Source organism: Methylobacterium sp. E-012 (genome assembly GCF_057836545.1).
In genome coordinates this window covers 1-26,818 of record NZ_JBYQEY010000007.1, presented here as the reverse complement: position 1 = coordinate 26,818, position 26,818 = coordinate 1, and the positions used below count along the sequence as shown (strand labels likewise).

At 64.6% G+C, this 26,818-nt stretch carries 34 protein-coding genes; 16 read left to right on the top strand and 18 right to left on the bottom strand.

Annotation, left to right across the window (positions count from 1 at the left end):
* Nucleotides 1–190: 190 nt before the first annotated feature.
* The gene (locus tag AC3IF1_RS30465; RefSeq protein ID WP_489220821.1) at nucleotides 191–493 is read left to right on the top strand and encodes a hypothetical protein; all 303 of its coding nucleotides are present in this window, start codon (nucleotides 191–193) and stop codon (nucleotides 491–493) included.
* A gap of 67 nt (nucleotides 494–560) precedes the next feature.
* Here AC3IF1_RS30465 and AC3IF1_RS30460 read toward each other — a convergent pair whose 3' ends face one another.
* The 7 genes from AC3IF1_RS30460 to AC3IF1_RS30430 form a co-directional block, all read right to left on the bottom strand.
* Nucleotides 561–752: a hypothetical protein gene (locus AC3IF1_RS30460; RefSeq protein ID WP_489220820.1), complete on the bottom strand. Its 192-nt coding sequence runs from the start codon at nucleotides 750–752 to the stop codon at nucleotides 561–563.
* A complete protein-coding gene (locus tag AC3IF1_RS30455) occupies nucleotides 676–1,494 on the bottom strand; it encodes a hypothetical protein (RefSeq protein WP_489220819.1) in 819 nt (272 codons plus the stop codon). Before AC3IF1_RS30455 ends, AC3IF1_RS30460 begins: the two co-directional genes overlap by 77 nt.
* Nucleotides 1,491–2,477: a site-specific integrase gene (locus AC3IF1_RS30450; RefSeq protein ID WP_489220818.1), complete on the bottom strand. Its 987-nt coding sequence runs from the start codon at nucleotides 2,475–2,477 to the stop codon at nucleotides 1,491–1,493. The genes AC3IF1_RS30455 and AC3IF1_RS30450 overlap by 4 nt, the downstream gene beginning before the upstream one ends.
* Nucleotides 2,464–2,775 (bottom strand): hypothetical protein, encoded by a 312-nt coding sequence (locus AC3IF1_RS30445; protein WP_489220817.1) that lies wholly within the window; start codon nucleotides 2,773–2,775, stop codon nucleotides 2,464–2,466. Before AC3IF1_RS30445 ends, AC3IF1_RS30450 begins: the two co-directional genes overlap by 14 nt.
* A gap of 162 nt (nucleotides 2,776–2,937) precedes the next feature.
* Nucleotides 2,938–3,255, bottom strand: a complete 318-nt coding sequence (locus tag AC3IF1_RS30440) for a ribbon-helix-helix domain-containing protein (protein WP_489220816.1) — start codon at nucleotides 3,253–3,255, stop codon at nucleotides 2,938–2,940.
* A 2-nt stretch (nucleotides 3,256–3,257) separates the two neighbouring features.
* Nucleotides 3,258–3,902, bottom strand: a complete 645-nt coding sequence (locus AC3IF1_RS30435) for a nucleotide-binding protein (protein WP_489220815.1) — start codon at nucleotides 3,900–3,902, stop codon at nucleotides 3,258–3,260.
* Nucleotides 3,903–4,130: 228 nt separating this feature from the next.
* Nucleotides 4,131–4,745, bottom strand: coding sequence for a Crp/Fnr family transcriptional regulator (locus tag AC3IF1_RS30430; protein ID WP_489220840.1), 615 nt, complete (start codon nucleotides 4,743–4,745; stop codon nucleotides 4,131–4,133).
* Between the two features lie 300 nt (nucleotides 4,746–5,045).
* On the opposite strand from AC3IF1_RS30430, the gene AC3IF1_RS30425 reads away from it, so the two are divergent.
* The 3 genes from AC3IF1_RS30425 (at nucleotide 5,046) to AC3IF1_RS30415 (ending at nucleotide 6,461) form a co-directional block, all read left to right on the top strand.
* Nucleotides 5,046–5,810 (top strand): Crp/Fnr family transcriptional regulator, encoded by a 765-nt coding sequence (locus tag AC3IF1_RS30425; RefSeq protein WP_489220814.1) that lies wholly within the window; start codon nucleotides 5,046–5,048, stop codon nucleotides 5,808–5,810.
* Between the two features lie 3 nt (nucleotides 5,811–5,813).
* On the top strand, nucleotides 5,814–6,086 hold the full coding sequence (locus tag AC3IF1_RS30420; RefSeq protein ID WP_489220813.1) for a hypothetical protein: 273 nt from the start codon (nucleotides 5,814–5,816) through the stop codon (nucleotides 6,084–6,086).
* A gap of 81 nt (nucleotides 6,087–6,167) precedes the next feature.
* Nucleotides 6,168–6,461, top strand: a complete 294-nt coding sequence (locus AC3IF1_RS30415) for a hypothetical protein (RefSeq protein WP_489220812.1) — start codon at nucleotides 6,168–6,170, stop codon at nucleotides 6,459–6,461.
* 9 nt (nucleotides 6,462–6,470) lie between these two features.
* On the opposite strand, the gene AC3IF1_RS30410 is transcribed toward AC3IF1_RS30415, so the two are convergent.
* Nucleotides 6,471–6,692, bottom strand: a complete 222-nt coding sequence (locus tag AC3IF1_RS30410; protein WP_489220839.1) for a hypothetical protein — start codon at nucleotides 6,690–6,692, stop codon at nucleotides 6,471–6,473.
* Nucleotides 6,693–6,924: 232 nt separating this feature from the next.
* On the opposite strand from AC3IF1_RS30410, the gene AC3IF1_RS30405 reads away from it, so the two are divergent.
* The 5 genes from AC3IF1_RS30405 to AC3IF1_RS30385 all read left to right on the top strand — a co-directional run bounded on the left by AC3IF1_RS30405 (nucleotide 6,925) and on the right by AC3IF1_RS30385 (nucleotide 10,408).
* Entirely contained in the window at nucleotides 6,925–7,101 is a 177-nt protein-coding gene (locus tag AC3IF1_RS30405; protein WP_243973619.1) for a hypothetical protein, read from the top strand.
* A gap of 4 nt (nucleotides 7,102–7,105) precedes the next feature.
* The gene (locus AC3IF1_RS30400; RefSeq protein WP_489220811.1) at nucleotides 7,106–7,825 is read left to right on the top strand and encodes a hypothetical protein; all 720 of its coding nucleotides are present in this window, start codon (nucleotides 7,106–7,108) and stop codon (nucleotides 7,823–7,825) included.
* A 4-nt stretch (nucleotides 7,826–7,829) separates the two neighbouring features.
* Nucleotides 7,830–8,195, top strand: a complete 366-nt coding sequence (locus tag AC3IF1_RS30395) for a hypothetical protein (RefSeq protein ID WP_243973617.1) — start codon at nucleotides 7,830–7,832, stop codon at nucleotides 8,193–8,195.
* A 321-nt stretch (nucleotides 8,196–8,516) separates the two neighbouring features.
* A complete protein-coding gene (locus AC3IF1_RS30390; protein ID WP_243973616.1) occupies nucleotides 8,517–8,906 on the top strand; it encodes a heme utilization protein in 390 nt (129 codons plus the stop codon).
* 689 nt (nucleotides 8,907–9,595) lie between these two features.
* Nucleotides 9,596–10,408, top strand: a complete 813-nt coding sequence (locus tag AC3IF1_RS30385) for an IS5 family transposase (RefSeq protein WP_489218471.1) — start codon at nucleotides 9,596–9,598, stop codon at nucleotides 10,406–10,408.
* A 546-nt stretch (nucleotides 10,409–10,954) separates the two neighbouring features.
* Here AC3IF1_RS30385 and AC3IF1_RS30380 read toward each other — a convergent pair.
* The 8 genes from AC3IF1_RS30380 to AC3IF1_RS30345 all read right to left on the bottom strand — a co-directional run bounded on the left by AC3IF1_RS30380 (nucleotide 10,955) and on the right by AC3IF1_RS30345 (nucleotide 16,083).
* Nucleotides 10,955–11,305: a hypothetical protein gene (locus AC3IF1_RS30380; protein WP_243972559.1), complete on the bottom strand. Its 351-nt coding sequence runs from the start codon at nucleotides 11,303–11,305 to the stop codon at nucleotides 10,955–10,957.
* A 17-nt stretch (nucleotides 11,306–11,322) separates the two neighbouring features.
* Nucleotides 11,323–11,667, bottom strand: a complete 345-nt coding sequence (locus AC3IF1_RS30375; RefSeq protein ID WP_243972560.1) for a hypothetical protein — start codon at nucleotides 11,665–11,667, stop codon at nucleotides 11,323–11,325.
* 724 nt (nucleotides 11,668–12,391) lie between these two features.
* Nucleotides 12,392–12,709 carry a hypothetical protein gene (locus tag AC3IF1_RS30370; protein ID WP_489220810.1) on the bottom strand — a complete coding sequence of 106 codons (318 nt, stop codon included), beginning with the start codon at nucleotides 12,707–12,709 and terminating at the stop codon, nucleotides 12,392–12,394.
* 172 nt (nucleotides 12,710–12,881) lie between these two features.
* Nucleotides 12,882–13,661, bottom strand: coding sequence for a hypothetical protein (locus AC3IF1_RS30365; protein WP_489220809.1), 780 nt, complete (start codon nucleotides 13,659–13,661; stop codon nucleotides 12,882–12,884).
* 74 nt (nucleotides 13,662–13,735) lie between these two features.
* On the bottom strand, nucleotides 13,736–14,866 hold the full coding sequence (locus tag AC3IF1_RS30360; protein ID WP_489220808.1) for a transcriptional regulator: 1,131 nt from the start codon (nucleotides 14,864–14,866) through the stop codon (nucleotides 13,736–13,738).
* A 29-nt stretch (nucleotides 14,867–14,895) separates the two neighbouring features.
* Nucleotides 14,896–15,159, bottom strand: a complete 264-nt coding sequence (locus tag AC3IF1_RS30355; RefSeq protein ID WP_489220807.1) for a hypothetical protein — start codon at nucleotides 15,157–15,159, stop codon at nucleotides 14,896–14,898.
* Between the two features lie 13 nt (nucleotides 15,160–15,172).
* Nucleotides 15,173–15,697 (bottom strand): hypothetical protein, encoded by a 525-nt coding sequence (locus tag AC3IF1_RS30350; protein ID WP_489220806.1) that lies wholly within the window; start codon nucleotides 15,695–15,697, stop codon nucleotides 15,173–15,175.
* Nucleotides 15,698–15,804: 107 nt separating this feature from the next.
* On the bottom strand, nucleotides 15,805–16,083 hold the full coding sequence (locus AC3IF1_RS30345) for a hypothetical protein (protein ID WP_489220805.1): 279 nt from the start codon (nucleotides 16,081–16,083) through the stop codon (nucleotides 15,805–15,807).
* 327 nt (nucleotides 16,084–16,410) lie between these two features.
* Here AC3IF1_RS30345 and AC3IF1_RS30340 point away from each other — a divergent pair, with 327 nt between their 5' ends.
* The 4 genes from AC3IF1_RS30340 to AC3IF1_RS30325 all read left to right on the top strand — a co-directional run bounded on the left by AC3IF1_RS30340 (nucleotide 16,411) and on the right by AC3IF1_RS30325 (nucleotide 20,808).
* Nucleotides 16,411–17,211 (top strand): helix-turn-helix domain-containing protein, encoded by an 801-nt coding sequence (locus AC3IF1_RS30340; RefSeq protein WP_489220804.1) that lies wholly within the window; start codon nucleotides 16,411–16,413, stop codon nucleotides 17,209–17,211.
* Between the two features lie 436 nt (nucleotides 17,212–17,647).
* Nucleotides 17,648–19,333: a methyl-accepting chemotaxis protein gene (locus AC3IF1_RS30335; RefSeq protein ID WP_489220803.1), complete on the top strand. Its 1,686-nt coding sequence runs from the start codon at nucleotides 17,648–17,650 to the stop codon at nucleotides 19,331–19,333.
* Nucleotides 19,334–19,340: 7 nt separating this feature from the next.
* Entirely contained in the window at nucleotides 19,341–19,640 is a 300-nt protein-coding gene (locus tag AC3IF1_RS30330; RefSeq protein WP_489220802.1) for a hypothetical protein, read from the top strand.
* Between the two features lie 52 nt (nucleotides 19,641–19,692).
* The gene (locus AC3IF1_RS30325; RefSeq protein WP_489220801.1) at nucleotides 19,693–20,808 is read left to right on the top strand and encodes an HD domain-containing phosphohydrolase; all 1,116 of its coding nucleotides are present in this window, start codon (nucleotides 19,693–19,695) and stop codon (nucleotides 20,806–20,808) included.
* A 15-nt stretch (nucleotides 20,809–20,823) separates the two neighbouring features.
* Here the strand turns inward: AC3IF1_RS30325 and AC3IF1_RS30320 are convergent, their stop codons facing one another.
* Entirely contained in the window at nucleotides 20,824–21,303 is a 480-nt protein-coding gene (locus AC3IF1_RS30320; protein ID WP_489220800.1) for a PAS domain-containing protein, read from the bottom strand.
* A gap of 310 nt (nucleotides 21,304–21,613) precedes the next feature.
* On the opposite strand from AC3IF1_RS30320, the gene AC3IF1_RS30315 reads away from it, so the two are divergent.
* Both AC3IF1_RS30315 and AC3IF1_RS30310 read left to right on the top strand, forming a co-directional pair.
* Complete coding sequence (locus tag AC3IF1_RS30315; protein ID WP_489220799.1) at nucleotides 21,614–22,702, top strand: GGDEF domain-containing protein; 1,089 nt, start codon at nucleotides 21,614–21,616, stop codon at nucleotides 22,700–22,702.
* Between the two features lie 429 nt (nucleotides 22,703–23,131).
* Nucleotides 23,132–24,300 (top strand): IS3 family transposase gene (locus AC3IF1_RS30310; protein ID WP_489220288.1). Its coding sequence is split into 2 segments (ribosomal slippage): nucleotides 23,132–23,396 and nucleotides 23,396–24,300, totalling 1,170 coding nucleotides; the frame shifts between segments, so codons are not numbered across the junction.
* Between the two features lie 184 nt (nucleotides 24,301–24,484).
* On the opposite strand, the gene AC3IF1_RS30305 is transcribed toward AC3IF1_RS30310, so the two are convergent.
* The gene (locus AC3IF1_RS30305) at nucleotides 24,485–24,910 is read right to left on the bottom strand and encodes a hypothetical protein (RefSeq protein WP_489220838.1); all 426 of its coding nucleotides are present in this window, start codon (nucleotides 24,908–24,910) and stop codon (nucleotides 24,485–24,487) included.
* 296 nt (nucleotides 24,911–25,206) lie between these two features.
* Between AC3IF1_RS30305 and AC3IF1_RS30300 the strand changes: the two genes are divergently transcribed.
* Nucleotides 25,207–26,046 carry an outer membrane protein gene (locus tag AC3IF1_RS30300; protein WP_489216192.1) on the top strand — a complete coding sequence of 280 codons (840 nt, stop codon included), beginning with the start codon at nucleotides 25,207–25,209 and terminating at the stop codon, nucleotides 26,044–26,046.
* Nucleotides 26,047–26,818: the final 772 nt, after the last annotated feature.

The window sequence follows — 26,818 nt, the reverse complement described above, 5'->3', positions numbered from 1 at the left end:
ATGTCTGTCTCGGCGATAGATTGCATGCGCCCGACCCTCCGCACCCCGAGCCGGGGAGGCTGCATTGTCTCGAGAACACATGCTCCATCAAATTTAGGATCTGGATGCAGATCTCTGCCGATGATCAGGCCGCATACGGCGCGGTCGCGGCCCGTCCAGTTCGCTCGTGGGTCCTGACGGGAGCGCTACCATGGGCGACATCCTCACCCTCCCCGTCGTGCAACGCGAGCGACTGCGTGAGGTGCACAGCTACGTGTTCGCGGCCGGCCTCATCCTGGTGCTGATGCTCGACACGGACGAGGGCGCGCACCAGCCGCGGCGCCTCGCCCTAGTCGGGCCTGAGCCGCTGCCGATCGAGACGCTGGCCGCCTACCACCACGATGCCGACGGGCGCCGGAGCGCGGACAAGATGGCCGCCGCGGTGCTGCGAGCGCTCCAGCTCGCCGAATGGACCACCCGGGTGAGGTGGCGGATCGCCCCCCCCTTTTTATAGGCGGGAAAAACCCTCTCGCATGCGCCCGCGTACAGCTCCCGAAACTCCCGAGGGAGCGCTAGACGGCTCACCCGAACCCGGCTCTGATCGCCGCGTTCGAGATCCGGACCATGCGGCTTACCTCCCGGCGCAGCTCGACCATCTCGGCCGTGTACATCCCGGTTCGATAGGCGCCGTTCCGCTCACCCTTCTGTCCGCCGCTTCCCCTTCCCCCGCCGTGCATCCGGCATCGGGCCTTCTCCCTCACCGCCGGCGACATGCACGGGGTGCCTGCCCTGGTCTGGGCACAGCATCTCCGGATTAGCCTGAAGGGCGAGGGCTGCCGGTCCAGTGAGAGCGGGTGCATGGGCTTGGCTTCCATTTTCGATGTGGCCCCCTCCGGCCCCTCCCGGTCCCCCGGTGACATTGCCGACGATGGCCTGACCACCGGCATGGACGTGGACGTGTTCGACCGTGACCTTCTGGGCGCCCCCGCGGCGGATCTTGGCGAGGGCTTCGAGCTGCGTCGTGTAGGTCCGCAGCATCTTGGTCGCGAGCGTGCCGAACCGCTCAATGTGCTCGGGGGCCGCTGCACACTTGGCCTTGGACAGCATGTCCATCGCCAGCGCGTGCGTGCCGAGCATCTGCACGGCCAGCATGGTCTCTGCCTCGTTCTCGGGGGCGATACCCGCTATGGCCGCGATGCCGGCGTTGATCTGATCCTGGCTGGGCATCGGCTTGCCGCGGCTGCGCATGATCTCACCGACCTCGCCGCCCGTCCGGTTGGCAAAGTCTGCCGAGACAGTGCCGAAAGTGGCGCGATGCACGACCTCGAACCCGCCATAGTCGTTATGCGGGATGCCGACCGTGATGTCCCCGCCTTCGATCTTCTTGACCTCATAGGCCAGGGGTTCGGTTCGGCCCCGGCAGTAGGCTTTCGCCTTCTCCATCGCGGCTCGTTCCTGTGCGTTCGGCTCTCGCTTTGGCTCGGGCGGTTTAGCCTTGGGCTTGCGCTTGGTCATAGGAAGCCGCTCCCCGAGTGTCCCTTGAAAGCATTGGCTCGACGGATGTAGCCGACCACGGTCCGGGGATCCCTGTGGCCCGACTGATCCATGATCCGGGCGAGATCGGCCCCACGCTCGGCCGCCGTGGTGATGTAGCCAGCCCGCAGGCTGTGCGCCCCGAACGTCGTGGCGTCGAGGCCAGCGGCGGCGCAATACCGCTTGATGATGTCGGCTACGGCCTGCGTCGTGAGGCGAGGCGGCAAACCGGAAACAGTTTCCGTTTTGCGCACGTTGCCCGACCGCGACACCGGCCGGAACACCGGGCCCGAGACGATGCCAGTTGCGTCCAGCCACTCGCGCACCAGGGCTACCGGTCGGATGAACCGGCCGTGCGGGATGGCCTTTTCAAAGCCCCTGCCCTCTTGGTCGACCTTGCTTCGGCGGACCATGACGCGAATGCCCTCGGGATCCTCGCGCAGGTCCTCGACATCGAGCGCCACCAGTTCGGAGCGCCGGAACGCGCCCGCGAAGCCGAGCGCCAGCAATGCCCGATCCCGCTTGCCCGTCAGACTGTCGGGCGTCCGCATCAGGAGAGCAGCCAGGATCTCCGCGGTTGCGGCCGCCTTCTGCGTCGGGGCGACGCCTACCTTGCGCCGGGCGCCTCGGATCGCGGCTCGCACGCCTTCGTCATCCGTCGGGTCCGCGGCGCCGTGCAGCTTGTGCCCGTACCGGATCGCGGCGAGCCTCCGGCCGAGCGTCGAGGCGGCGCGGCCGTCCTCCGCTTCCGACACGATGAAGCCCGCCACGGCCTCGGGGCTCGCCGGCAGCGACCGGAACCCGTACCGGTCGCACCACGCCTGAAACACCAGCACGTCGCCGCGATAGGCACGCACCGTCGAGGGCGCCTTGCTGGCCTGCTGATAGGCGCGGACGATCGCGGCTGCCTCCGCGGGCAGTCCGGCCTCGACCGGCTCGCCGATCAGGATCTCAGAGGTCGGCATCGCAGCCCCGCCCGGCACCCAGCGCCGCGGCGAACATCTCGCCGAGAACCGCGTCCGCCCAGTCGTTCGGTAGATCCATGTACCGGGAGGCGTGCCGCACGAGGCCGCACCATACCCGGCCCTCCTCAAACTCCAGGGCCGGGCATGGGCCTTCCGTGCCGGCGCCGATGTACTCGACGGCGAGATGGCACGGCTCCTCGGCGCAGCAGTAGCCACAGCCGTTGCACGCTGCGCCTTTGGCTGGCTTCACCGGCAGGCACTGGCCTTCGGTGCCGTCTATCAGATGGATCGTCGGCATAGGCTCTGCCTAGCAGCCAAACTTTCGAGAATGACCGTTATCGAAAGTTACAGCCGATTTGGCTCCGAAGCAAGTCCGCAGGTACGTTCGTGCTTAGCTACGTGCTTACGTAATGACGTAGGCAAGTGCGCACCCACGCACCCACGCGGGTACGGCTTGGGCTCAACCGCCCTCTCGCTCAAGGTAGGCCATCAACGCCGCCTCGATGATCTCCTGATGGCTGGCGTCACGCTCGAACGCGAACCGCCGAAGCCGCTGATAGCGCGGTTCGGACAGCCGGAGCGTGAGCGACTTCGTGCGGGGCTCCGCGTCCGACTGCGGCCGAGGTACGGCGACCGGCGCAACTGCGGGTTTGGGATCCGGCGCCGGGGCGCCAGCGCCAGGACCGGGCGCCTCGCCCCGCTGCGGCACGTCGGACGGCCTGGGCGCACCCTTGGCCTGGATCAGCCCATCGAGGGACGGTGTCTGCTTCGCCGCCATGGTCAACGTCTCGCTTTCGCCTTGCTTGCGTCTTTACGTAGTTGCGTCAGTACGTACTCAAGCACTTCCTTCACCTCGCGCGCTGCCGCGGTCTCGGGCTCGAACTCCGTCACGGCCTTGCCCGAGATCGCCGCCGTCGGGAAATCCGTCCGATCGTGGATGACGGTCGGCGCGAGCTTCCCGTGCTTGGCGAGCGCCATCACGGCTTGCATCTGCAACCGGGTCCGCGGCTTGGCCTGCGTCAGCACGAACACGAACGGGCACCCGGCATCCTCAATCAGCGCCAGGGTATCACCCACCGCGTCGAGGTCGTCGGGGGAGGGGCGCACCGGCACCACGGCGAGGCTGGCGTGCGCGAGCAGGCTGCGCAGCTCGGGGCGCACCGACGGCGGCGTGTCGACGTACAGGAACTCGATCCCTGCCGCGGCCAGCCGCTCGGCGCCCGCCTGAAAGTCGGCGACCTCGATCCGCACGAGCGCAGGCTGCGAGTCCTCGCGCCGGTTCCACCAGCTCGTAAGCGACCCCTGCGGGTCCGTGTCGAGGAGCGCGGTGGCATGCCCAGCTTGGTGCGTCGCCACCGCGAGACTGCGCATCAGCGAGGTTTTGCCTGCGCCACCCTTCTGGCTCGCCACCACCACGACGTGCATCAGTGCCTCATTGCGTGCTTACGTAATGACGTAACGACGTAGCTGCGTCAATCCGTAGCTGCGTCGGTGCTTCGAATCATCTGGCCGCCCGAGGCCGCGCCGCCATCTATCACGTCACCAGCCGCGGACGCGGTCGGAAGGTGCGCGAGGCCGGGCGAGCGGTGATGATAGGGCCGCCCGGCTTAGACGTCTTCCTCATCGTAGCTTGGGGTGGGGCTGAGAAGGTTCTCAGTGGCCGCCCGGTGCCGGACCCGTAAACAGGCGCTCGTATTCGGCCTCGGGAGTGCCGTAGGAGGGGCCGGCTAGAGCGAGCAGCGCCGCGCGATCGCGAACGATCAGGGTACCGCGCTGTCGACCGATCACGCCGGAACGCTCCAGGACCGAGATCGCGCCCGTCAGGCCCGGACGATTGACCCCGAGCATCAGCGAGAGAAACCGGTGCGTCGTCGGAAGTTCGTCACCCTCGGTCCGATCGTGACACATGAGCAGCCAGCGGGCGAGACGCGGCTCCAGGGTGTAGCGGCCGTTGGCCAAGGCCGTGGCCGTGGCCTGCACGCCGAGGACGTGCGCATACTTCAACAGCTGATTGTGCAGGCGCCGACTGTGCCGAAGCGCATCAGTGAGGGCACTTACCGGCATGACCTGCGCTAGCCCGATAGCCTGAACCCGGGCCTCGTCCGGCGTCCGCTCGGCATCGAGTAGGATCGGCACGCCAACCATGCCTTCGCATCCGACCAGTCCGACCTCGACCTGTTGGCCATCCGCCGCGACGCTGACGAGCGAGACGATGCCTCGTTCGACGAAGGCAACCCGCGTGATCGGGGTGTCGGCTTTGATCAGCACATCGCCCAACGACAGGATCGCGAGTTCGAGGTGCGGTCGCAGGAGATCGAAATCGTCCGGATCTAGGGATCTGAGCAGGCGATTGAGGCAGCTGTGCTGCATCGGTTGCGACCTAGTCCCGTTCACTTGGAGCGGGAGGTCCAAGAGCCCTCGGTCACGAGCACCTGGACGTGCCTGCGTACGACGCCTGCCTATCTTTGAGCCTAATTTCTTAGGAGCACAAGATATCGGTCAAATGATGGAGATCTTGTCGGATATCTGACATATTGGCAGGCATCGAGGCGCAGCGATGTGAGCCCCATGCAGCAGGCGCTGACGCGGAAGCTCGAGAGCTTCGAACCCCTCTCCGACCCAGCTCGCTCGGCCTTGAACAACTTGGTACTCAAGGTCCGGCAGGTCGGCGCGCGCCAGGATCTGATCCGGGAAGGCGATAAGCCCGACAACGTCCTGCTGATCCTCGACGGCTTTGCCTGCCGGTACAAGGTCCTTCCGGACGGCCAGCGCCAGATCATGGCCCTGTTGGTACCAGGTGACTTCTGCGACCTGAACGTGTTCATCCTCGACGAGATGGATCACACCATCGGCACCATCTCGCAGTGCCAGGTCGTGGACATCCCCCGTCGGGCCATCGATGAGATCACGGCGCATCACACGAGCATCGCGCGCGCCTTCTGGTGGTGCTCCCTGGTCGACGGTGCCGTCCTGCGCGCGTGGTTGGTCAACATGGGCGCGCGGGCTCCGAACCAGCGCATCGCGCACCTTCTGTGCGAGCTACTCATGCGCCTGGAAGCGGTCGGGCGTGTCACCGACAACAGCTACGCGTTCCCACTGACGCAGACCGAGATCGCCGAGACGATGGGACTGTCCGACGTGCACGTGAACCGGACTCTGCGCGAGCTGCGCGCGCTCGGCCTGATCCACCTCAAGCGCCGCGTCCTGACCATCCTCGACGTCGAACGAATGAAGGCTTTTTGCCGCTTCACACCGAACTACCTGCACTTGCGCAGCACGCGCTGGGGTGATCGTCGCGACCTGAGTTGGCCCGGTATGGCCCAGGAGGGCTAGCCGATGTCCGGGCGGGGCAACGTCGAGACGCTGCTTGTGCTGCAGCTGCAACCGATCGCGGTCGACACCGGCAGCCCCGACCGGGATGGCATGCTGGTGATGGCAAACGGGCTGCTCGTAGCCGTGCTGGTGCGCCTCGCCGAACCCAAGCATGCCAATGTCGGAAGCTGGTTCATGGAGGCGGGGTTCGGCCGGCTCCAAGGGCAGAGGGTCCCTGCCTTTCCAGCCCTGGAAGAGGCGAGCCGCTGGCTGCGACGACATCTCAAGCCGGTTTGAGCGATTTCGCTGGTGATCGATGGAAAATGTTGCCTGCAAACCCCAACAGAGACGCCGCGGCGCGGGGCTATAGGGCAAATCATGAGCGAACCCCAACAAGGCAGTGCCGAGGCGGTGTACGTCTCGGCCATGGTCGGCGAGATGATGCAGCGCGTTCTCAGCGACGCCCTCGTCGACCTCGCACGGACAAAGGGAGCAGGCTACCTCGACATGTTCATGGAGCGCGAGCTGGCCCGCTACGCCGATCTGTTCCGGGAGCGGTCGGACGACACGCCTGAAACCACCAGCGTGTTGCGGGCCTGGTTCGTGATGGAAGGCAGCGCAGCCTTGCGGGCTGTCGTCGAGCGCGCGAGCACCGAAGCTCGGCGCGACTGACGCGTCGCATCAGGCTGCCGACAGCCGCTTGGTGTTGAAGGCGACGTGCTCGCGGTAGCGGGCGATGACCGTCTCGGGCGAGCCTCCGAACATCAGCGTAGTCATTGCCTCGCCGGCCGCATGCACCTTCTCGACAACCATCGACCGCATCTCGGCGCGGCCCTCACGGCCGCCCCAGGCAAGACGTACCATGCGCAGCTCGATGACCCGTCGCGACTCAATCGCCAGCATTATCGATAAAAAGATGGGATTATACACGACAAAACTCCAAATCTCAGTAGATGCTGTCTAGATCAATGTGGCTTGCACCAACATTGATCCTCCCTAAAAATGATAAGAAAAGACGCCGCACCCCAGATATGATCGAAAGCGGCAACCTCTGATCCTGGGCTTAGTTCGACATGTAGCACAATGCTCCCCGTCGTCCTTCCTTCGGCGGCTCCTTCGACGAAAGGCTTCGCCTATGGGCAGCGGCATCTCTCTATTATTTTTAGCGCTCGGCACGATCAGCGGCGTCGGCTTCTTGGCCATGATTGCACGAAAGCAGGTGGCGGATCTGAAAGGCGACCCAGCGCGGTCCAACCTCATCAAAGATCACGGCGGCGAACCACGGCAAAACATGCCCGGGACCGAGCACTGAGCCCATGAGGACGGCTGAGACGGTGATCGATAATCCGGCTGAGGCTGCGGCGCGTGAACGAGCGCAGCAGAACTCTCTCGGCAACGGTCCGGGCGACCGGATGTGGGCGGATCCTTTCCCGATGAAGGGATCCACGATGAGCGCCGGCTTCGCGCTGAGCGCGGACCAGCGCGCCACGTTCAGCCCTGCGGCGTGGACGGAGATCGCGTCCGAGGGCGATACAGCCGAGCGGCCGGAGGGGCTCCTGCTTCCGAGCGAAGGTCCGCGCGCGAGGCTCGGCATCCTCGCGCTGTATGAGAGCCCCAGCAGGGCGCAAGCCGCGACGGCCACGCTGGTCGCGGCCGGCATCCCCGAGCGGGCAATCCGGCTCGTGGTCGCCCCCATCGGACTGGATGACGGTCGCGCGGAGGCGGGCTCATCGCTTCCCAACGGCTCCGGTCTTCAGGATAGGCTCGAGACGATCGGCGTGGCTCCGGAAGCGCCGGACGCCTGCTGCGCGCGCTTGAAGCAAGGCGCAGCGATGCTCGATCTCTTAGTCGCGGACAAACAGCGGGACCGCGTCATGGGCATCCTGAAGGATCACGGCTCGGTCGATCCGACGCTGCGCCTCGCGACGTGGTGCGCCGAGGGGTGGGGCGGCACGTCGCCCGTCTCCACGGAGGGTTGGGGCGGCTATTCCGCTACCTCGACCGGCGCAACCGATATCGCGACGCGGCGGGAGTAAGTCGATGTCCATGTTCGCTCCCGTCCGATCCGAGAAGACCGACCTCGACGCCGTGCGACGTTACGCGGTGAGCGTCATCGCGCAGTCCGAAGGCGAGGACCTGCAGATGAAGGCGGTCACCCTGGCGCTGCTCGGCGGGATCATGTGGCGCAGCAAGCCAGGATCGACCGAAATGACCCAGGATGGTGATAGCGGCAACGCCATCCTATCGACCACCCTCGGCGGCCGCCATCTGAACTTCTCCTACGACCAGAACACCGAGTCGATCGCGATGCGCGAGGGCCGGGTCGACGGCCCCATCCTGCACAGCTTCTGCAATCGGACCCTGATCGGAGATTTCGAGACGGCCTTCAGTGCCCTATGGCGCTGAAGGCTATCGCTGAAGTAGCATCCATCTGCACCAGCAGGTTGATTGGCATCGAGATCAGCACGCGCAGGCCCTCCGGCTCCAGTGGTAGGCGATCTTGCCACTAAGATGGCCGCCGACGCTGCGCCGGACTAGGGTTGTGCAAAACCAGACATGTTCGGGTGGTTACGCGATCGGCGGGGCGCCACGCTCGCACCAGATCAGGCTGCTGAGGAAAGTCGTCCGAGCAGCGGTGAAAGTCCTGAGGTCCGGAAAATATTTGTGCGATGCCATTGTTTTCGGAGTGCGAAGTCAGTCCCGACGGCGCGACCGTCGGAGCAGTCTATGACACGTATCGCCGTCTCGATCCTTGCGGCTGCCTTCGTGACAGGTGTTCTCTGTCCGGCCGATGCTGCCACGAAGAAGGTCCGGGTCCCTAACCAGTTCGACGGTTCCTGGACCATCGTAGCCACCACGGCTGAGGGGCCCTGCTCAGCCAGCACAAGCTATCACGTGCAGATCAAGGATAGCGACGCCTCCATTCCTGGGGAGGAAGTCGACATCGCCGGCGGTGTATCGACAGGTGGTGCCGTGCAGGCGACGATCACCAGCGGCGCGAACAAGGTCCCGATTGCCGGCAGCCTCGACACCAAGGGCGGCGGCAGCGGCACATGGCGCACGTCCGGCGGACTGGTCGAATGCACCGGTAGTTGGAGCGCCAAGCGGGCGGGGTAAATGGAACGCTGCCCCGCCGCCCGATCCGATCACGGGCTGGCGGGGGAGGTCGTCGATCTCACCGGCGGTTGCAGCGTCCTTTTACGAGTGAGGAGCGTTCCAGCCGCGGTTCCGCCCCACTGGACCCTTCTGCCATTGACGTCTCCTCCCGCATCGTGGTGCAGAACCGTGGGCGGCAGATGGCGCAGCCGCATCAGCGAGAAGCCGGCACCAGGTCGTTGCTACGGTTCGAATGAGACGTGCACGCGTGCCAGGCAAACTCGGACCGGTCCTGGTTCTCCTTGCCGTAGCACCGACCGATCTGATTGAGACGGGAGTTCAGCCGGGTGCGCCGATCACACTCGGCCGCACTGGAGTCGCCGGGCGAGCCACGGCACGCCTCATCAGCTGCGGTGTAGGCCTTGATGAGCTGCTTCGCTGTCGGCTCGGTTGCCTTTGCTCCGCCGGCAGCAACGACCAGAGCGAGGGCAGCGAGGGTTGTGCGCATGGGGGGAGAATAGCCGCCGGGATGGCGGTGTCGAGGTGGTAGCCGGGGTAGCGCTATCGGCCCCGCAGGAAGAAGAACCAGATCAGGATCAGGACGGGGATCGGCACCCCTAAGAGCCCGTCCGATAAGGGCCTGAGGCGGGGTTGAGTGGCCGGGATGGCGATGATTCCAGGAGGGTGCTGAAGCCTAACCTGGAAGCGCCATGTGGACCCCGACCACCCGGCGGCAGCATAGCCGCGCGGGCCTTCGCTATGAAACTGACCTCACCGATGCCGAGTGGGCTGTGATCGCGCCGCTGATGCCGAGGCCAGCGTCCTGTGGCCGGCCTCCGCTCTGGACGACACGGGAAGTCCTGAACGCCATCTTCTACGTTCTGAGAGGTGGGATCTCCTGGCGGATGATCCCCAAGGATCTGCCGCCGCGTTCGACGACGTTCGGCTACTTCAGCCGCTGGCGCGACACAGGGCTGTTCGGCCGGATCAACCATCACCTCGTCATGGCCGATCGCGAGCGTGTCGGGCGGGAAGCCTCGCCGTCTGCAGCCGTGCTCGACAGCCAGACCGTCAAAACGATGGAGAGCGGCGGGCCGCGCGGCTACGACGCTGGCAAGAAGGTCAAATGCCGCAAGCGCCAAGCTCTGGTCGACACGGACGGGCGTGCGCTCGTCCTCGATCCGCAACCTGCCGACGTGCAGGACCGGGACGGAGCCGGTCCGGTCCTGCGCCTGTCGCGCCGGACCTTCCCGTTCATCACCAAGGCCTTCGCCGACGCCGGCTATGCCGGCGACAAGCCAGCGAGCGCGACGATCATCGCCGTGGAGATCGTGCGCAAGCCGCCGGATCAGGTTGGCTTCGCTGTTCATCCACGTCGGTGGGTCGTTGAGAGGTTCTTCGCCTGGATCAGCCGCAACCGACGCCTCTGGAAGGATCCGGAAGCGACACTCGCCTCCGCACGAGCCTTCCTCTACGCCGCAGCCGTCATGATCCTCGTCAGACGCCTCGCCCGATCAGCCTGACTTCTCGGACGGACTCTAAGAGCCACAGCAGGCTACCTGTCAGCATATCATCCTCTCTGAGTTGCCTGAGAAATCCCGCAGATTGCAGATCCGTTCCGGCGCGCCGCGCCTACGCGATAGCGGTGAACTACGGGCAGGCGTAGTCAGCGAGGTTCAAGATCGGTCGTTTTGAGCGAATGTGCCTTTCGCACGGTCTAGTTCATCAAAGAGCGTCCCAGACCCAAGCCGCTCCCATCATTGCCAGCCCACCACTCACCAGCGCGATCACGAGGTAGCGGTGAACACGATCGTAGAGGAGGATTGGCATCGTCGGTGGCCTACTGAAGCGTGGCCATCAATGCCCAGAGACCAAGTCCTGGGGCTAGCTCAAAACCTTAACAGTTCGTCAATTCAGAATTTGCGTGATCCACAGGCCACAGCTTCGCTGGCCCGCCCCACGCCACTTCGGCCTCGAGCCTTCCCCATCCGCACCCCCGGCCTTCTTGGTTCTCCTCGATGAAGATGACGCCGGCTTCAAGGGCGGCTTTCGGCAAGCTTGCCATGCCCTCAGAACCCTCCGGCCTTGGCATGAAGCGTCGCCTGCAGGATGGCGAGCGCAGCACCTCCTGGATGTCGCACGGGCTCTAGTCCAGCCGGGCGCTTAGCGTGCCCCATTCCGGGCGGCTGCAATTTCGCTTCGCCTGGCCCCGGTCCGCTCCTCGCGACGACGCCCCACTCGGGTAGCGCGTGTTCGAGCGTGATTAGTGCGGCGTCCGTCCACGCCTTCGACTGCATGAAGAAAGCGAACCGCACCTTGGTGTCAGGATCCTGCTGGCCGGTGGTCGCGAACCACACCTCGGCGAAGAGCGGGCGCGATGGCTCGCGGGCTTTGGCGACCTTCTCAATGAGGACCCCCATAGCGGTTACGCCGGACTTCATACCTGCTGCACTGGCAGGTCTTTCTCGCGCCGGAACGCGCCCAGGAAGCGTGTCAGACCCGTCAGCGCGCTGTCGCCTTCGCTGGTTCGCTCTATGCCGGCGCCTTCAGCCAGCTTCCCTGAATTCTCGGCAAGCTCGTGGAGCACCTGCTCAACCAACGGCGGCCACGGCACGCCATTGTCCTGCAGCAGACGAGCCGCACTTGCCAACGCGGTGATTTGAGCGGGCGGAACGGACAGATCGAAAATCTGAGCATCAAGGACGCGTTCAGCGACGGCGGTCGCGAGCTGTGCCACCTGGGCAAGTTTGGCCGTCTGCATAGCGTCAATCACCGGGCTCATTTCAGATAGCCCTTCGCCTTCAGGTGCTCTGTGGTACGACCTGACCCCTCTAATTCCTACCCCTTCCGCTCCCGGAGCCGGATCCCGGCCCCACCGCCGTTCTCGGGGATGAACTCCAGGTCGGAGGTCATGGACGGAGATCCGCTGCCGCTACGACGATGCCAGCCGCGATGGCTGCAAAGGCGCAATCCGCGAACGCGTATTCCAAGTCGGCCGCTTCACCATGCCGGTATCTGACGCCTACCCGCTGGGTGCCGATCCGCGAGGCTGCCATCGATTTCTGCGACCGGCTCGGGGCTGAGGCCCATGCGCTCGGTTGGACGGCGGCCGAGCTGTTCGCGCTTCATCCAGAGCATGGAAGGCTGCGGATCGACTACTGCGGGGTGATGATGGTCTCCGGGAGCAAGGCTTGCCGATCTCGGACTGCGAGCGGATCAGGCTGTAGAGGTTGCACATGCAGCAGACTCGCCGAGGCCGCGGTAGATATCAGGACCGCGAGATGACGAACGCTGCCCCGCCGCCCGATCTGATCACGGGCTGGCGGGGCTCGGTGCCGTTCCTCACGGCGAGGGGCCAGTACGCAACGTGGCCCGGGATACAGGATGGGGGAGGGCGGTTAGCCCAGCCTCAACGATGCCGGACGCCGGGGTCCCGGATCGGGATGCCGGTCGGTAGTCCCAGTCGGTCCAGTCCCGGCCTGGACCGACTGGGACTTGTCATCGTTCTAGATCTTAGCTGCTCGACCGGAAGCGGCAGCATGTCGCTTGAGCAGCAGATTGCTGTGGCCTTCGGGGGACAGGAACGGTAGCGGACCATCAGCGAGTTGCGCCGCGGTGTGCTTCAGGTGCCAATTTGCGCAATGGGTTACGCCGCTGACCTCGATCGTTCCAGTCAGGAAGACGAGCGCCATGGTCCCCACGATGGTCCCCACGAAGCCAAGCCAGAGCGCTTCGTCGACAGCCTCCTTACGCGCTGAAGCTCGCTCCCATTGCGTGGGCACGAACGCTTGTTCAGCGACGAGGATCAGGCAGGACCAAAACATGGCAGTTCGCTAAGTGCTCAGCGCGAGGGCCCGTTCCGTTGGTTTGCACGTAGCGGTAAACCGTCTGTGTGCAGCGTGGCCCTGCCGCCTGTGAAGCGGCGCGCCGTGGAGTAGGTCACCCTAATCGCTTGCGCGATATCGGCTTGGGTGACGCTGGCAGGGCGGCGCGGCACTAAGAGTTCAACGGCTGATCAGCGAAAAACCCGAACGCGGGTACTGCGGGGTTGCCGAAGCACATCCTCACGACGCGCTCGCCCAGCGGGTACATCTCGCGCAGATGCACAGTGAGCCCCAAGGACTCCTCGGCCGCCCTTTCCGCCGGGTCGTACCAGCCATCATCGAGGGTCGCCACGACCATCCCAGCCCGCTCAAGTTCGGTGGCGGGGGCGATCCAAGAGCTCAGTGGCATGGTGGCGTACATCAGCTTCGTGAAATGATAGGTCTTCCGCACGTCGTCGTCGACCACGCCCAGTTCCTGCTGTGTGAGATGATTGTTCTGGGCTCGGTACATGGTCTGCAACAGGTGCAGCGCCGGTTCGGTCAGCGCATTAAGCGCGCGGGCGATCTCCAGCCGCTCGGCTGGTAGGAGCGTAGATATGCCCAACTCCGTCACCGCCCTCGCTAGGGCATCCGCCATGCGCGGGTTCGTCTCCGACAGCATGCGCCGGATCGCGGCGTGCGCGGAGAGCTGGTAGATCTCATCCGCCTTCAGCCGCTCGCGGGCTCCGGCTTCCATTCGATCGATGCGTTCGCCGAGATCCCCGAGCAAGCGGTCGGTCAGCCGCGCATTGCCGTAATCCACGGCGGCCTGTCCGAGGTCGAACACTAGGGCCGCCCACGGGATGGTGCTCAAGGCTGCCTTCGCGCTGAGCACGCCGACCTTCTGGAGCACCTGTGCACCCGCGCCCATCGGCACGGCGCTGTTCGGGCTCGGGATGACCTCGTCGATCAACCTGCGACTCCTCCAGTAGACGTTGGTCCCGCCTGACGGCGGACGGCTGACGCCGTCTCGGAAACATTGAAGGGTTAGGCCGCCAGCCATTCCAGCAGGTTGGTTGCCGCACTCCGGCTCAAGCCGAACCGGCCCTGTAACGCGTTGGCGAGCTGCGGACGGCTGATCCCGATCTGACGTGCGACTGCCCCTTGCGTCATCTGGCGCACCCGCTGCGCGTCGCGCACCGCCCGCACGAGGTTGTCCGGCAAGACCCCGCCGGCATAGTCGCTGAGGGGCGCCCCGATCTGTCTCCACTCGCCCCCACCGAGCATGTCGGGGTGCTCAAAAACTCCTTCCTCTGGTAGCGGCAGCGCGACGGCACGACCGGACGGGATCGCCCTTACCTTGGCTCCGGGCGCATGCCCGACAGCGCCGACGCTCGGGATCGGGCGGTGCTTCCTCGCTGGACCCTGTACGGTCCGTTCTGTGACGTGAGACTGGTCCGTGGCGGCCTGTAGGTACTTCGTACCTGCTGGACACGAAACAGTCTCACGGTCTCGGACCTGAGCGGGGAGGGCGCCGGCTCGCTGCCGCCGGAAGTAGGTCGCCCGGCTCATCCCCAGCGCTTCCCACGGCTCTAGCTGAGCCTTCGATTGCTCCCGGGGTCGGGCACCCTTGGCGATGCGCCGGGCTTTCTCCCGGGAGGTTTTCTCCCGCCGTTGGTACTTGGCGAACTGACGAGCGGTCATCCCGGCCGGGCGGATCCGGGTGAGGCGCAATCGCTCCCGCTCGGCTACGGTGAGGCGCAGAACGTCCCCAAGCTCTTGAGCGGTCCACCATCGGTGCCGCTGCCCGTCGCGCTCCTGGGCTTCCGCAATGCAGCCGCGGACGCTATCCAAGCCGAGGCGGGGAACAGCGACGCGACACCAGCCGGTGACGTGCTGTTCCAGATCCTCGGCGAGGAAGCCGCCGGCCTTCGCAACGAGCCAGGGGAGGGCGGCCCTCAGATAGGCTTCGCCGTCATCGGTATCGCAGGGGCCGCGGTGGCGAAGCTGGATGAGATCCGCGATCTCGCGAAGGGTCTGACGATCGCCTGTCCAATTCGAGCGCCGATTGCGGCGACGCTGGATCTTCCGTTCTTTTACGAGCGCGATGGTCTGGGCCTGTTCCCGCTGCCGTGCCGCTATCGCCTCGGCCGCGATGCGGTCGAAGATGCTGAACAACCGGGGCGGCTCACTATCCCGGCGAGGCATCAGGCGGCCCCCAGCTCAAAGCTGAGCTGAACCGGTTTCCGGTACGGCGCGCGGGCGGGACAAGGCGGGGTGCGCTCGTCTAGCGCCTGGCGCGTGTGATTGATGAGTGAGACTAATTCGTCGTGGTCCCGAAACCCGCGCTCGAACCACAGATGCGCCCCGATCGCCTCATCCGAGACGATGACCCCACCGTGCGCGTCGCTGCGCTGGCCGAGAACATCGGCTGCGGTCTGAGCGATGGAACGGGCGAGGGCGTCCTGCATGGGACTGTCAAAGCTAGGATTGACCTGGGGGAGGGGCAATAGCTGCCGGCGCACGGCCGGGGCTAAGCGAGATCAATCCAGCCTTCGGGTCAACGATCATGATGCGACGCTGCTCAAAAGCCGAAGTCGCGCCCAGATCAAGGGGCGACAGATGCACCCAGAGCACTCGCACTGTCCAAGTGAGGATTTTATCTATCGTGGTCGCTCCATGGTTTTGTAAATATACTTTGTTCTTGTTGACTTTTCGCCCCATTTGCCTGTCGCCATAAGACAACGTGTCAGGATTATACATCTTGCGTTGCGCCTTCTTTCTGAAGGCTTCCGACCCCTCGGGCACAAAGGCTGCAATCTCAGATATGTCGAGCATCAAGTCTAAGGCTGAGGTTTGCGCACGCCTGTCTTTGTATTGCGCTTCAAGTAAGCTTTCGGCGCAAACTATCAAAATTGCCTGTCTACGAAATTTACTAGTCTCGAGTTCGTTATTATCCAATTTCATTGCGCTGCAAAGCCGGTGGAGTGGGTGTCTCTGTCCGTTCATGAGATCTTCTATCGTCTCGGCAGCATACGCCGCCGCCCGGACCCTAGCGTCGATCATGATCTAAGGGGAAAGCGTCTCGGCGCTGATCTGGATCGACAGGTTCAAAATCACGGCAGGGTCGGGTGAGCCGACATGACGGCGGCTGCCAGCGCGTTCCGGAACGTCTTCTCTTGAGGACCGGCGCGCTCTTCGCGATCGAGGCCAGGCGTCGCATCCGCGATGGCCGAGACATTGATGCTGTGCCCGCTGGCGAAGCGGTAGGGGCCCGCCGCCGGATCCCGCATGTAGACGTCGATCGCCGCGACAACCTCTTGGCTCCTGATGATACCTGCCTTGCGCAGGTCCGCGAGGGTCGAAGTTCCTGCTGGCATGGTCGCGCTGATCATTCCCTGACGTTGACTTAACCGTGTGACCCGGCCGACATGCCATGTCCGGCTGAGGCGCTTTCTAGCGAGTCGCCGGCACCATCAGGAGATCACGCCGCCGCAAGTCGACCCCTGAAAAGCCAACGGCCCCCCAGTCGCCAAACTGGAGGGCCGTCGAAATCGAAAAGGGCCTGTGGGGCCTCACGCACCCCCCACAAGCCATGAGACGCCCCCGGGCGTCAAGCGGGAACGCCAATTCCCGCGACGATGAGGCTTTGCCTTGTGGACTGGACGCCCCTGCGGCGGCCCGGAACGACCTGTTGCGGCCCTTTCACGGGGCCGAGGACCATGTTTGCCGACGAGTTGAGGCGCGCCATCGAGGCCGCGAGCCGAATCACCCTGCCGCAGGTGACGGCGCTGCTGTGGCGCGCCTACGGGGAAGGGAAGGTCACGGAGGCCGAGGCCGAGAGCCTGTCCGGCCTGATCGAGGCGCGAACACTGTCTAAAAGTGGACCGCGATCCGGACAGAACCCGAACGGGGCGGCAACTGTCACACCCCGGATGGGGGATGCAGCTGAGAACGCCTCAAATCGCATAGGAAGCTCTAGGAAGCCTGGCGTCGGCTCCCGGCCACGCACGGACGCCTCGATGGAGCGCCGCCGCCGCTGGGCAGCCTCGGGCCGCATGCCGCTCGGTCTCGCCGCCAAGTTCACCCACGCCGAGCAAGGCGTGCTCGCCCTGGTCGCTGCCGAGACCGCGCGCCGGGGCGACTGCCGGCTGGCGGTTGGGCACATCGCGGCGATCGTCGGCGTGTCCGAGACCACGGTGCGCAACGCCATCCGGGAGGCTCGCAAGCTCTGTTTGGTCACGGTCGAGGAGCGCCCTGTCACCGGCTTTCGCAACCTGCCGAACATCGTTCGGATCGTCTCGGCTGAGTGGACCGCCTGGCTGCGCTTGGCCCGGAAGGGATCCATCCCTCAGGGGGGAGGGTGCAAATCCCCGCAGCGCACGCCTACTGAAGTTCTAGTCCTGTCAGAATCGGGGAAAACGGAGCCAAAAAAGGGCTGCCGACAAGCGGCGGGCGACCCCGACCGATCAGACCGTGCGAGAATCCGCGCGGGTAGTGGAATCGGTCAAGCCATGCGGTGACGGTCTGCGGGCGTTCGGCAGAACGGATCAATGCCGATGGTCACGCCTCGCACCGCCCTATGCCTTTGCGGCAAGGTGGTGGATCGGAGAGTCGTGACACCCATAGAGATGACGAGGTGTAGTGTTCCCTCGGATCGCATGATCCAACCCGAGCAAGGTATCGAAGGAGCTGTCAAAAGACGGAATTCTCGATGGCGGGATTTCGAGCGCCATCCCCATTATTTAACCCGCAATTATGAGTTGTATTATGGCGATATGACGGTTGGAAGCAGTCATTTGACGTGTTTTAAGGCCAGTTTAGAACTATTTATCGATAAATTTTTGCAGCGTTTTCAGAAATAAACTTTTAATTAGTGGAATTAATCAGAAATGTTGATGGCTCCGACGTATTCTGTCGAGCAGGAAAAGTTTTTATTCCTGATCAGAAGATGGAAAGATGCACCTCTCGCTCAAAGCTGCGCTCGCGGCTGCCTTCGGCCTGCTCGCCCTCATCGCGGGTGGGCAAGGCGCGCTCTCTATCATCGAGCTCGGGGGTATCCGGGACTCTGTGTTCGATGTGGCAGCAATACGGCTCCCGTCCGTGGTGGCGGTCGGGCAGATGCGTGAGGCTGCGTCCGAGGTCCGTATTAAACAGCTGCGCCTGCTCACCCTGTCGGATACGCCGGCTCATCTGGCCGAGAACGAGGCCAAACTCGCCGCGACCCACGACAAGCTCGCGCAAGCGCGCAAGGCTTACGAACCGCTGATCTCCTCGACGGACGAGCGTGCGCTCTACGATGCATTCGCATCTGCATGGAAGCGCTTCGAGCAGGCCGATGCCGAGATGCGTCGTCTGATGGAGACCGGGCAACAGCCGTTCGCCCTCAAGCAGATGACCGCCCCCGAGACCGCAAACCTCTACGACGAAGCTCGTGCCGATCTCTCGCGTGACGTCGCCCTGAACGAGCGAGGGGCTCGCCGGGATGCCGACGCGGCCGCATCCGAAGCCGACACCGCCACACTGACCGCCTACGTCGCCGTCGCCTTGGCGCTCGTTGCCGCCTGCGCCGCCGCTGCCTTCGGCCTGCTGCGCGTGTCTCGTCCAATCCAGACCATGGCACGGGCTATGGGCGTGCTCGCCGGTGGCGATACAGAAGCGGCGGTGCCCTATCGCCTGCGCCGGGATGAGATTGGTGCGATGGCCGCCGCCGTGCAGGTGTTCAAGGACAACCAGATCCGCACCAGCCAGCTAGAGGCTGAGACCGCGCAGGCACGGCTGGCCGCCGAGGAGCAGCGCAAGGCCGGCATGCGCCAGATGGCCGATGGCTTCGAGCAGGCGGTCGGCGGGATCATCGGCTTGGTCTCAGCCGCCGCGACCGAGCTGCAGGCCACCGCCGGCTCGATGTCGGCGATGGCGGGTGAGACTTCCGCTCAGTCCGGCGCGGTGGCCGCCGCGGCCGAAGAGGCCGCCGCCAACGTCAACACCGTCGCCGCCGCCGCCGAGCAGCTCGGATCGTCGGTTCAGGAGATCGGACGCCAGGTGGATGGATCGGCGAGCCTCGCGCACCTCGCGGTAAGCGAAGCCGACCAGGCCGGTGTTCTGGTGCAGGAGCTGAGCGCTGCGGTCGCGCGTATCAGCGACGTAGTCGGGCTGATCTCGACCATCGCCGGGCAGACCAATCTCCTGGCGCTAAACGCCACGATCGAGGCCGCCCGCGCCGGTGCAGCAGGCAAGGGCTTCGCGGTGGTCGCCTCCGAAGTGAAGGCCCTGGCCGAGCAGACCGCCAAGGCCACACACGAAATCTCCGGACAGATCGCTCAGGTCCAAGCTTCAACCGGTCAGGCGGTCACGGCGATCACGGGCATCACCGGGCGGATCCGCGAGATCAGCGGCGTGGCGACCTCGATCGCAGCTGGCGTGGAGGAGCAGGGCGCTGCCACCCAGGAGATCGTGCGCAACGTCAGCCAAGCCGCCATGGGTACGGGCGAGGTAACCAGCAACATCGCCGGCGTCGCGAATGCAGCCGAGGAAACGGGTGCAGCGGCGAGCCAGGTTCTGGGCGCAGCGTCCGAGCTGTCACGCCAGTCCGAGCACCTCACGGCTGAGGTCGGACGCTTCCTCGCCACCGTGCGAGCGGCGTGAGGCGACGATGCCTGAGGTTTACCTGTTTCCGAGCCGGCTGAACCGCGAAGGCGCGGAGCGCCTCGCCGAAAGCCTGGAGCAGGCCCTTGGGGCCAATGTCGACCACGGTCCGCGCTGGCCCCAGATCCGCTCGCTCGGATTGTCCCTGCAGAATTTGAGCCGTGACTTGGAGCATGAGGTCGACCGGATGGGGTCCATCTTGGATCCGACACCGGAGATCGAAGCCTTCCGCGACAGTATCCATCGCCTGGCCGATACCTTCTCGCGGCTCGGCACAATGGCGCGAGCTTATCCGTACAAGGCGTGACCTCTTCCGGATGCCCGACCTTCGACCGTACCCACGCATGGAGTTGGCTTCGATGGACGTCCTCCTCGTCGACGACAGCAAGGCCACGTTGCTACACCTCCGGCGTCTGCTGGAGGCCGAGCATGGAGTCGTCGTGACTACGTGCACCGATCCGCTCGCCGCACTGGTCGAAGCCCGAACCTGCGCCTTCGACCTCGTGCTGGTCGACCAGCACATGCCCGAGATGGACGGCATCGCGTACATCCGCGAAATCCGGGCCATACCACACTACGCCCAGGCGCCGATCGCCATGATCACCAGCGACATGTGCGACACCGTCAGGCTCAGTGCGCTGGAGGCGGGGGCCACCGACTTCCTCGACAAACGGGCCAAGGGCGTCGAGCTGAGCGTGCGGCTGCGCAACCTCGTGCGCCTAGCCAGTGCCGTGCGTCACTTGGACGAGCAGGCGTCGCGCATGGCTGGTGAGATCGAGCGGGCGACGCGCCGGCTACGTGAGCGGGAGGCGGAGGTCATCTTCCGGCTCGCCCTGGCCGTCGAGTACCGGGACAACGACACCGGCGACCACACCTGGCGCGTTGCCCGCTACAGCCAGATCATCGCAGAGGCGATGGGTCTGCCCGAGGAGTTCTGCCGGCGCCTGTACCTCGCGGCACCGCTACACGACATCGGCAAGGTGGCCGTGCCGGACGGGATCCTGCTGAAGAAGGGGCGCCTTGATGAGGCCGAGTTCGCCGTCATCCGCACGCACCCGACGATCGGTAGCCGGATCTTGGGGGACAGCGGCTCGGAGCTGATCAGCCTCGCCGCCGAGATCGCGGAGGCACACCACGAGAAATGGGATGGCAGCGGCTACCCGCACGGCCTGAGTGGCGAGGCCATCCCTCTATCAGCGCGGATCGTCGCGGTTGCGGACGTGTTCGACGCCTTGACCACGGTGCGACCATACAAGGTGGCGATGCCGTTCGGTGAGGCGCGGAACTGCATCCAGGCTGACAGCGGCCGGCATTTCGACCCCGCATGCGTGGCGGCGTTCGCGTCAGCCTGGGCGGCGGTTTTGGCCGTGCCCGAAGCGGTGGTCGAGTTGCGTCTGGGATCGATGGCCCGGACGACCGAGCCCTGGGCGCGCATACCGGAATTGCGACGCGAGATAGCCGAGGGCGTGGAATAGCGCCTTAAGTTCCTCCTACGACTCCTCGAACACCGCGAGTGCTCGCAGAGCACCGGTCAGGGGATCTCCGACTGCGATCACGGGCTCATAGCGTCCCGCTACGCCGGAAGCAGGTCGGCCGAGGCGTCTGATCACCTCCCGCTCGAATGCGACGAAGCTCTCGATCCGCCCACTGGAGTCGCGGAGCGGGCGGCAATCGATCTCGGCCCGGTACTTGGTGCCGTCCCCGCGGTAATTGGTGATGTAGCCGTGGAAGCGCTCTCCAGCTGCCAAGGCGCGTCTGAAGATATCGAGCGTTTCCTGGCGGGTTTCCTTCCCCTGCATGAAACGGGGGCTCTGCCCGATGATCTTGCCGAGGTCGCGCCCGACGAGGCGTGCGAAGGCAGGATTGGCGTAGCGGATGATCGGCCCCGGCGGATCAATCGCCACGTCCGTGACGACGATGCCTACGGGAGCATCTTCCGCCAGGGCCCGGATCAGGTCGAGAACCATCATGGATGGAAAATGCATCAGACAGGAAATGTATCCACCATGATCAGATGCGATGCTGGCCGGCGAAGAAAGCGATTAAATGATTCAGTTCTGTGAATATTAAACAAAACTAAACTAAAAATAGAGCTTGTATACGTAACATAATGTATTTTTTGTTGACGGCGACGTAACTATTATTCATTTGGATGCATCAGGGTCTGGTTCCGGAGACGAACGCATGCCCGACACTAGGTACGGTTACACGCCCCCCGTCAATACTGCCTTGCGATGGTTGACAGATCCTGGACGTGCAGCTTCGCCAGCGATCGCAAACGTGCTGCTCGGCGAGTTATTTTCGACTCCGAACGCGGTCATAGCGGGTGTCATAAATGGCTTGGTGCTCAACGGCGCAGCGTTGTTGATGGATCGAGGGCAGATTTTCGCGCTGTTCATTGTGGTCGATGTCTTTCTCGTGGCTGCGCGTTTAGCGGTGGTGCGGCGAGCAGCGACGCTCGCCTCGCGCGGGATGCCCACACCCACGGATCTGTATCTCGTCACGGCCACGCTTTGGTGCGGACTCCAGGGAGGGATGGCGTTCGCCGCCATGCGTACCAACATACTTCCATTGCAGCTTCTGGCTGCGACAACCGTCATGGGATTGATCGGGCCGATCTGCGCTCGCAATTACGCCGCCCCGCGCTACGCGCTCATGCTCGTTTGCATGTGCGACCTGCCTTTTGTCGTCGGCGCTGCCGTGTCTGGAGAGCCCTGGCTGCTCGTCCTCCTTCTTCAAACGCCCTTGTTCCTCTTCGGGGTAATGAAGATTATCGAGCGATTTCAGACTATGGCAATCACAAACCTGACGGCGGAGCAGAATAATCGTCATCAGGCGAGGCACGATACGTTGACCGGACTACTCAATCGGTTCGGCTTGATGGAACAGCTTGATGCTCGTCAGATAGGCTTTAGAAATCGCTTCGTCCTGTTTTATCTCGATCTCGATGGCTTCAAAATTATCAACGACTGTCACGGTCACCAAGCTGGCGACAAGGTCCTGAGAGCGGTCGGTGAACGTCTTCGAGAAAGTGTTCGCGACATCGACATCGTATCGCGCCTTGGGGGCGACGAATTTGTCATCGTCGCACCAGAGCTTTCACCGAGTTCAGTCGAGCGTTATGCCGATGCACTCATCCAAAGTATCGCTGGCCCGCCTTACCTGCTTAATGCAATAGGGCTGCTGCGGGTCGGCCTCAGCATCGGCTCTGCGCGCTTTCCAGAGGATGGTGAGTCGGGCGACGACCTCCACCGGAAGGCCGATGCCGCCTTGTACGAAGCCAAGGCTGCGGGACGAGGTGTCCATCGCAGCTTCATGCTTGTTTCATCCAAGCTCGCATCTGAGACTATCACTGCTCCTGCCGCCTGATTGCCTACGCTTCTCATCAGACGCTCGAAGGCCTGCTATCCCGGCCGAGAATGCCGAGCTGCGCGAGCAACTGGCCTCGACCCAGGACATGCTGGTTGAGACTGCGGTCGACGCCGGCAACATGCACGCCCTCGTCGAAGCCATGCGGACCGAGCGCGATGCGTGGCGGGAGGAGGCTGGGCGGCTGCAGACGGGGTCAGCGTGCTTCCATCTCAATCCGATGGACGCCGGCCGAAATCAGTCGGCTTGGCAGGATAGAGTTGGCTATCTGGACGCAGTCCGAGCACGCCCATGACGCGGTCACGAGCCCCCGCCTCGGTGATAGGCAAGCCATCCTCAAGTCTGGCAAGCACCTCGGGGGCGATGGCCTGCCCCCTGAAAAGTGGTCCTCCCTGAGGTATGGCTTCGCGCCATGTGGAGGATGTTATGATGCGTCGGAAGAAGCATACGGCTGAAGAGATCGTCGCGAAGCTGCGTCAGGTCGATGTTTTGGTCTCGCAGGGCCGCAAGGTCTCCGAAGCAATCCGATCCATCGAGGTGACGGAGGTCACGTACTATCGTTGGCGATCCGAGTACGGCGGCCTGAAGGGTGATCAGGTCAAGCGGCTGAAGTCCTTGGAGACGGAGAACCTGCGCCTGCGTCGGGCGATCTCGGACCTGACGCTGGAGAAGCTCATCCTGAAGGAGGCAGCTTCGGGAAACTTCTGAGCCCGGCTCGCCGCCGGGCTTGCGTCGACTACGTCGTGGCCGAGCATGGCGTGTCGGAACGGTTCGCTTGCCGCGTTCTTGGTCAGCACCGCTCGACACAGCGCAAGCGCGCCGTGGTGGTCGAGGACGAGGCGGCATTGACCGCCGCCATCGTCGCACTGGCTCTCCAGTACGGGCGCTACGGCTACCGTCGGATCACGGCGATGCTCCGCCGCGATGGCTGGACGGTGAACGTGAAGCGGGTCGAACGGATCTGGCGGCTGGAGGGGCTCAAGGTTCCAGCGCGACAGCCGAAGCGAGCCCGCCTCTGGCTCAACGATGGCTCCTGCCTCCGTTTGCGGCCGGAGCGGCCCGGCCACGTCTGGTCTTACGACTTCGTCGAGCACCGCACGCACAATGGGCGCAAGTATCGGATGCTGAACGTGGTCGATGAGTTCACCCGTGAGTGCCTGGCCATCCGTGTGTCCCGTAAGCTGAAGGCGTACGACGTGATCGATGTCCTCTCGGATCTGTTCAGCCTGCGCGGCGTGCCCGAGCATATCCGTTCGGACAATGGCCCGGAGTTCATCGCCAAAGCCGTCCAAGACTGGATCACAGCGGTCGGCTCGAAGACGGCTTACATCGAGCCGGGCAGTCCTTGGGAAAACGGGTACTGCGAGAGCTTCAACGCGAAGCTACGGGATGAACTCCTCAACGGCGAGGTGTTCTACACCCTCAAGGAAGCCAGCGTCGTGATCGAGCGATGGCGGAGGTACTACAACAGCATCCGACCCCACTCGTCACTCGGCTACTGCCCGCCTGCGCCGGAGGTCGTCATCCGGCCACCGGAACCGGGCGGCTCAGTACCGTCCGCTCGCCCCGCCATCGTCACGCGACCGACGATGCACTAACTTCAAACCTGGGCCACCGGATGGGGGCAGGCCAGTTAACGAGCCGTCAAGTACGGTATCTCGACAACCACCCCGCCGCTCGCCATCTTGAGCCCATTCCCGCGCAGCACGGCCAGACCTACGATCCGCAGGAGGAACCGGCGCCCCGGGGCGGCTGGTTCGGCCTCGTCGAGCGCCCCATGCTTCAAGCGTAAGGACCGCCGAACAAATCGCCGAGCGCCTTCCGCCGGAACAGGGTGCGCCAACGCCGCCGCTGATGCTCCGGCCGGTCGTGGATCATATGGCATCGCTGGCAGAAGGCCGCGAGGTTGGCGTCGGCGTTGTTCGCGGTGTCGTGGTCCCGATGGGCTGCAGCCAACACCACCCAAGTCCGGCGAGCGCGTCCAAGGATGTCAGCCTCCGCATCTATTCGGATCCGTCTGCCCCAGCCGTCGCGCCAGCGGCTAGCGTCTGCGTCCCACCAGCGCCCATCGCCGAGGTGGTAGACCATCCGACCGTGCGGCCGCCCACAACTCTCACAGCGGCCCTGCGCCCGGCCGAAGCAGATCGCCATCGATAGCTCGCGCCAGTCGATCGGATAGAAAAAGCGGTGCTCGGGCCGGATCGGCATGATGGGGCTGAATACCCGATGGCGGGCCAATTCTGTGGCAGGGCGGCGGATCGCTTCTGTAGCATCTCGGCAACAGCCGCGGGCCAAAGTTACGGGATGCTGCAACCAAACAACTGCCGAGATGTTACGACGACCGGTCGTGTACATCGCAATGTATTTCGACCGTGCAACGCATGTTCATGGATGGTTTACTATACCGTCCCACGTCATCAGCCGGCAGTGTGTCCGTAAAACTACAGCCATTTCATCTACGGACGGGTAGCCTTATCGTCAGATCGAAATTTGGACCTTACGTTATGACCAAGCTCCTGACCTCGCTGGCCGCGTTCACCGCCCTGACGGCCGCCGCCTCGGCCGCCGACCTGCCCCGCCGCGCCGCCCCGCCGCCGGTGTTCACCCCCGTGCCGGTGTTCACCTGGACGGGCGCCTACTTCGGTATCAACGCCGGCTACGCGTTCGACGCCTCCAGCCGCAGCAACAACAACTCCACCTTCGGCGTCCCGGCCCCCTACGCCGCCGCCGGCACCACCGCCACCTTCGGCAACCGCAGCCAGGACGGCTTCTCCGGCGGCGCCCAGATCGGCTACAACTACCAGTTCACCCCGGGCTCGGGCGTGGTCGTCGGCATCGAGGCCGATGCCCAGTACCTCGACTTCGGCCGCAGCCGGAACAACGCCTTCATCAACGGCGCCCTCGCCCCCGGCTACTACGTCACCGACCCGCGCGGCCTGTCGAGCCTCGACTACTTCGGCACCGTGCGCGGCCGCCTCGGCTACGCCTTCGACCGCACCCTCGTGTACGGCACCGGCGGCTTCGCCTACGGCTCGGGCAGCGCCGACCGCTCCTTCGGCGGCTATGCCGGCAACGACAGCTTCCGCACCGGCTACGCGGTCGGCGGCGGCGTCGAGTACGCGCTCCCCACCGACTCGTTCCTGAACTTCTTCCGCTCCTCGGCCGTGACGCTCAAGGTCGAAGGCCTGTACGTCAACCTCGACCGCAACACCCGCAACCAGGGTGCGTTCGTCATCAACGCCGCCAGCAACTTCCCCGCCGTCTACAGCAGCGGCATCGGCCGCCGCTCCGACGAGTTCGCCGTCGTCCGCGCCGGCCTGAACTACAAGTTCGGCTCGTACTGAGATCCGGTCGCGCTGCTCCCGGCATCCGTGCCGGGAGATGCGATGGCGGGCGAGGGGTAGTTGGTCCTCCTCACCGCCCCTCATCGCCAAAGAGCAGCCGATCGGCTGACCTCCGCACCCCCAGCTCGATCACCCTGGCCGCGAGGTCGGCGACACCCTGGGAGCACCCGCTCCTGGGGTGTTTCTTCGTTCTGGGATTAGGCGCTGAGAGGTTCAGCCGATCGCCCAGAACAGCGGCAGGGCGCCAGCCAAGAACAGGGCCGAGGACAGGAGCACGGCCAAGCGCTCGCGATGATAGTGGATGAAGGCGTGGGAACTGGCGAACATGGCGATGCCAGATCGGAGAAGGCATCTCACGCTCGCCCCTGAACCTTGACCAATCAGAGGCATCCGACGTCGTCCACAGATGGTCGTCGATGCGTGTCACCACCGAGCCACATGCGACTGGATGTGCTCAGGCGCACCCCGCGAAGGCGGGGCTGGGCGTATCCGTTTCGTCGTGGCCGTCATTGCCCCCTCAGGCGGCCCGACCAGCGGCGCAGTGACCTCAAGGTTGCTGCGCCGTTGTCGTATAAACGCTTAGCTTACGGCTCAGGCTATGCCGCTACCGCCTCGGCGCCTCTGGCTGCTGGTTTGGCGTGCGCGCATCCCGAGCGCGGTAGAGGATCCGTTAACCTTGCCGCCCCACCATGCTCTCAGCGATCGGCTCTGGCCGCGCGCCGGAAGAGCAGCACCGGGGTCGTCTTGAGACGGCGGGCCTTGGTGCGGCCTC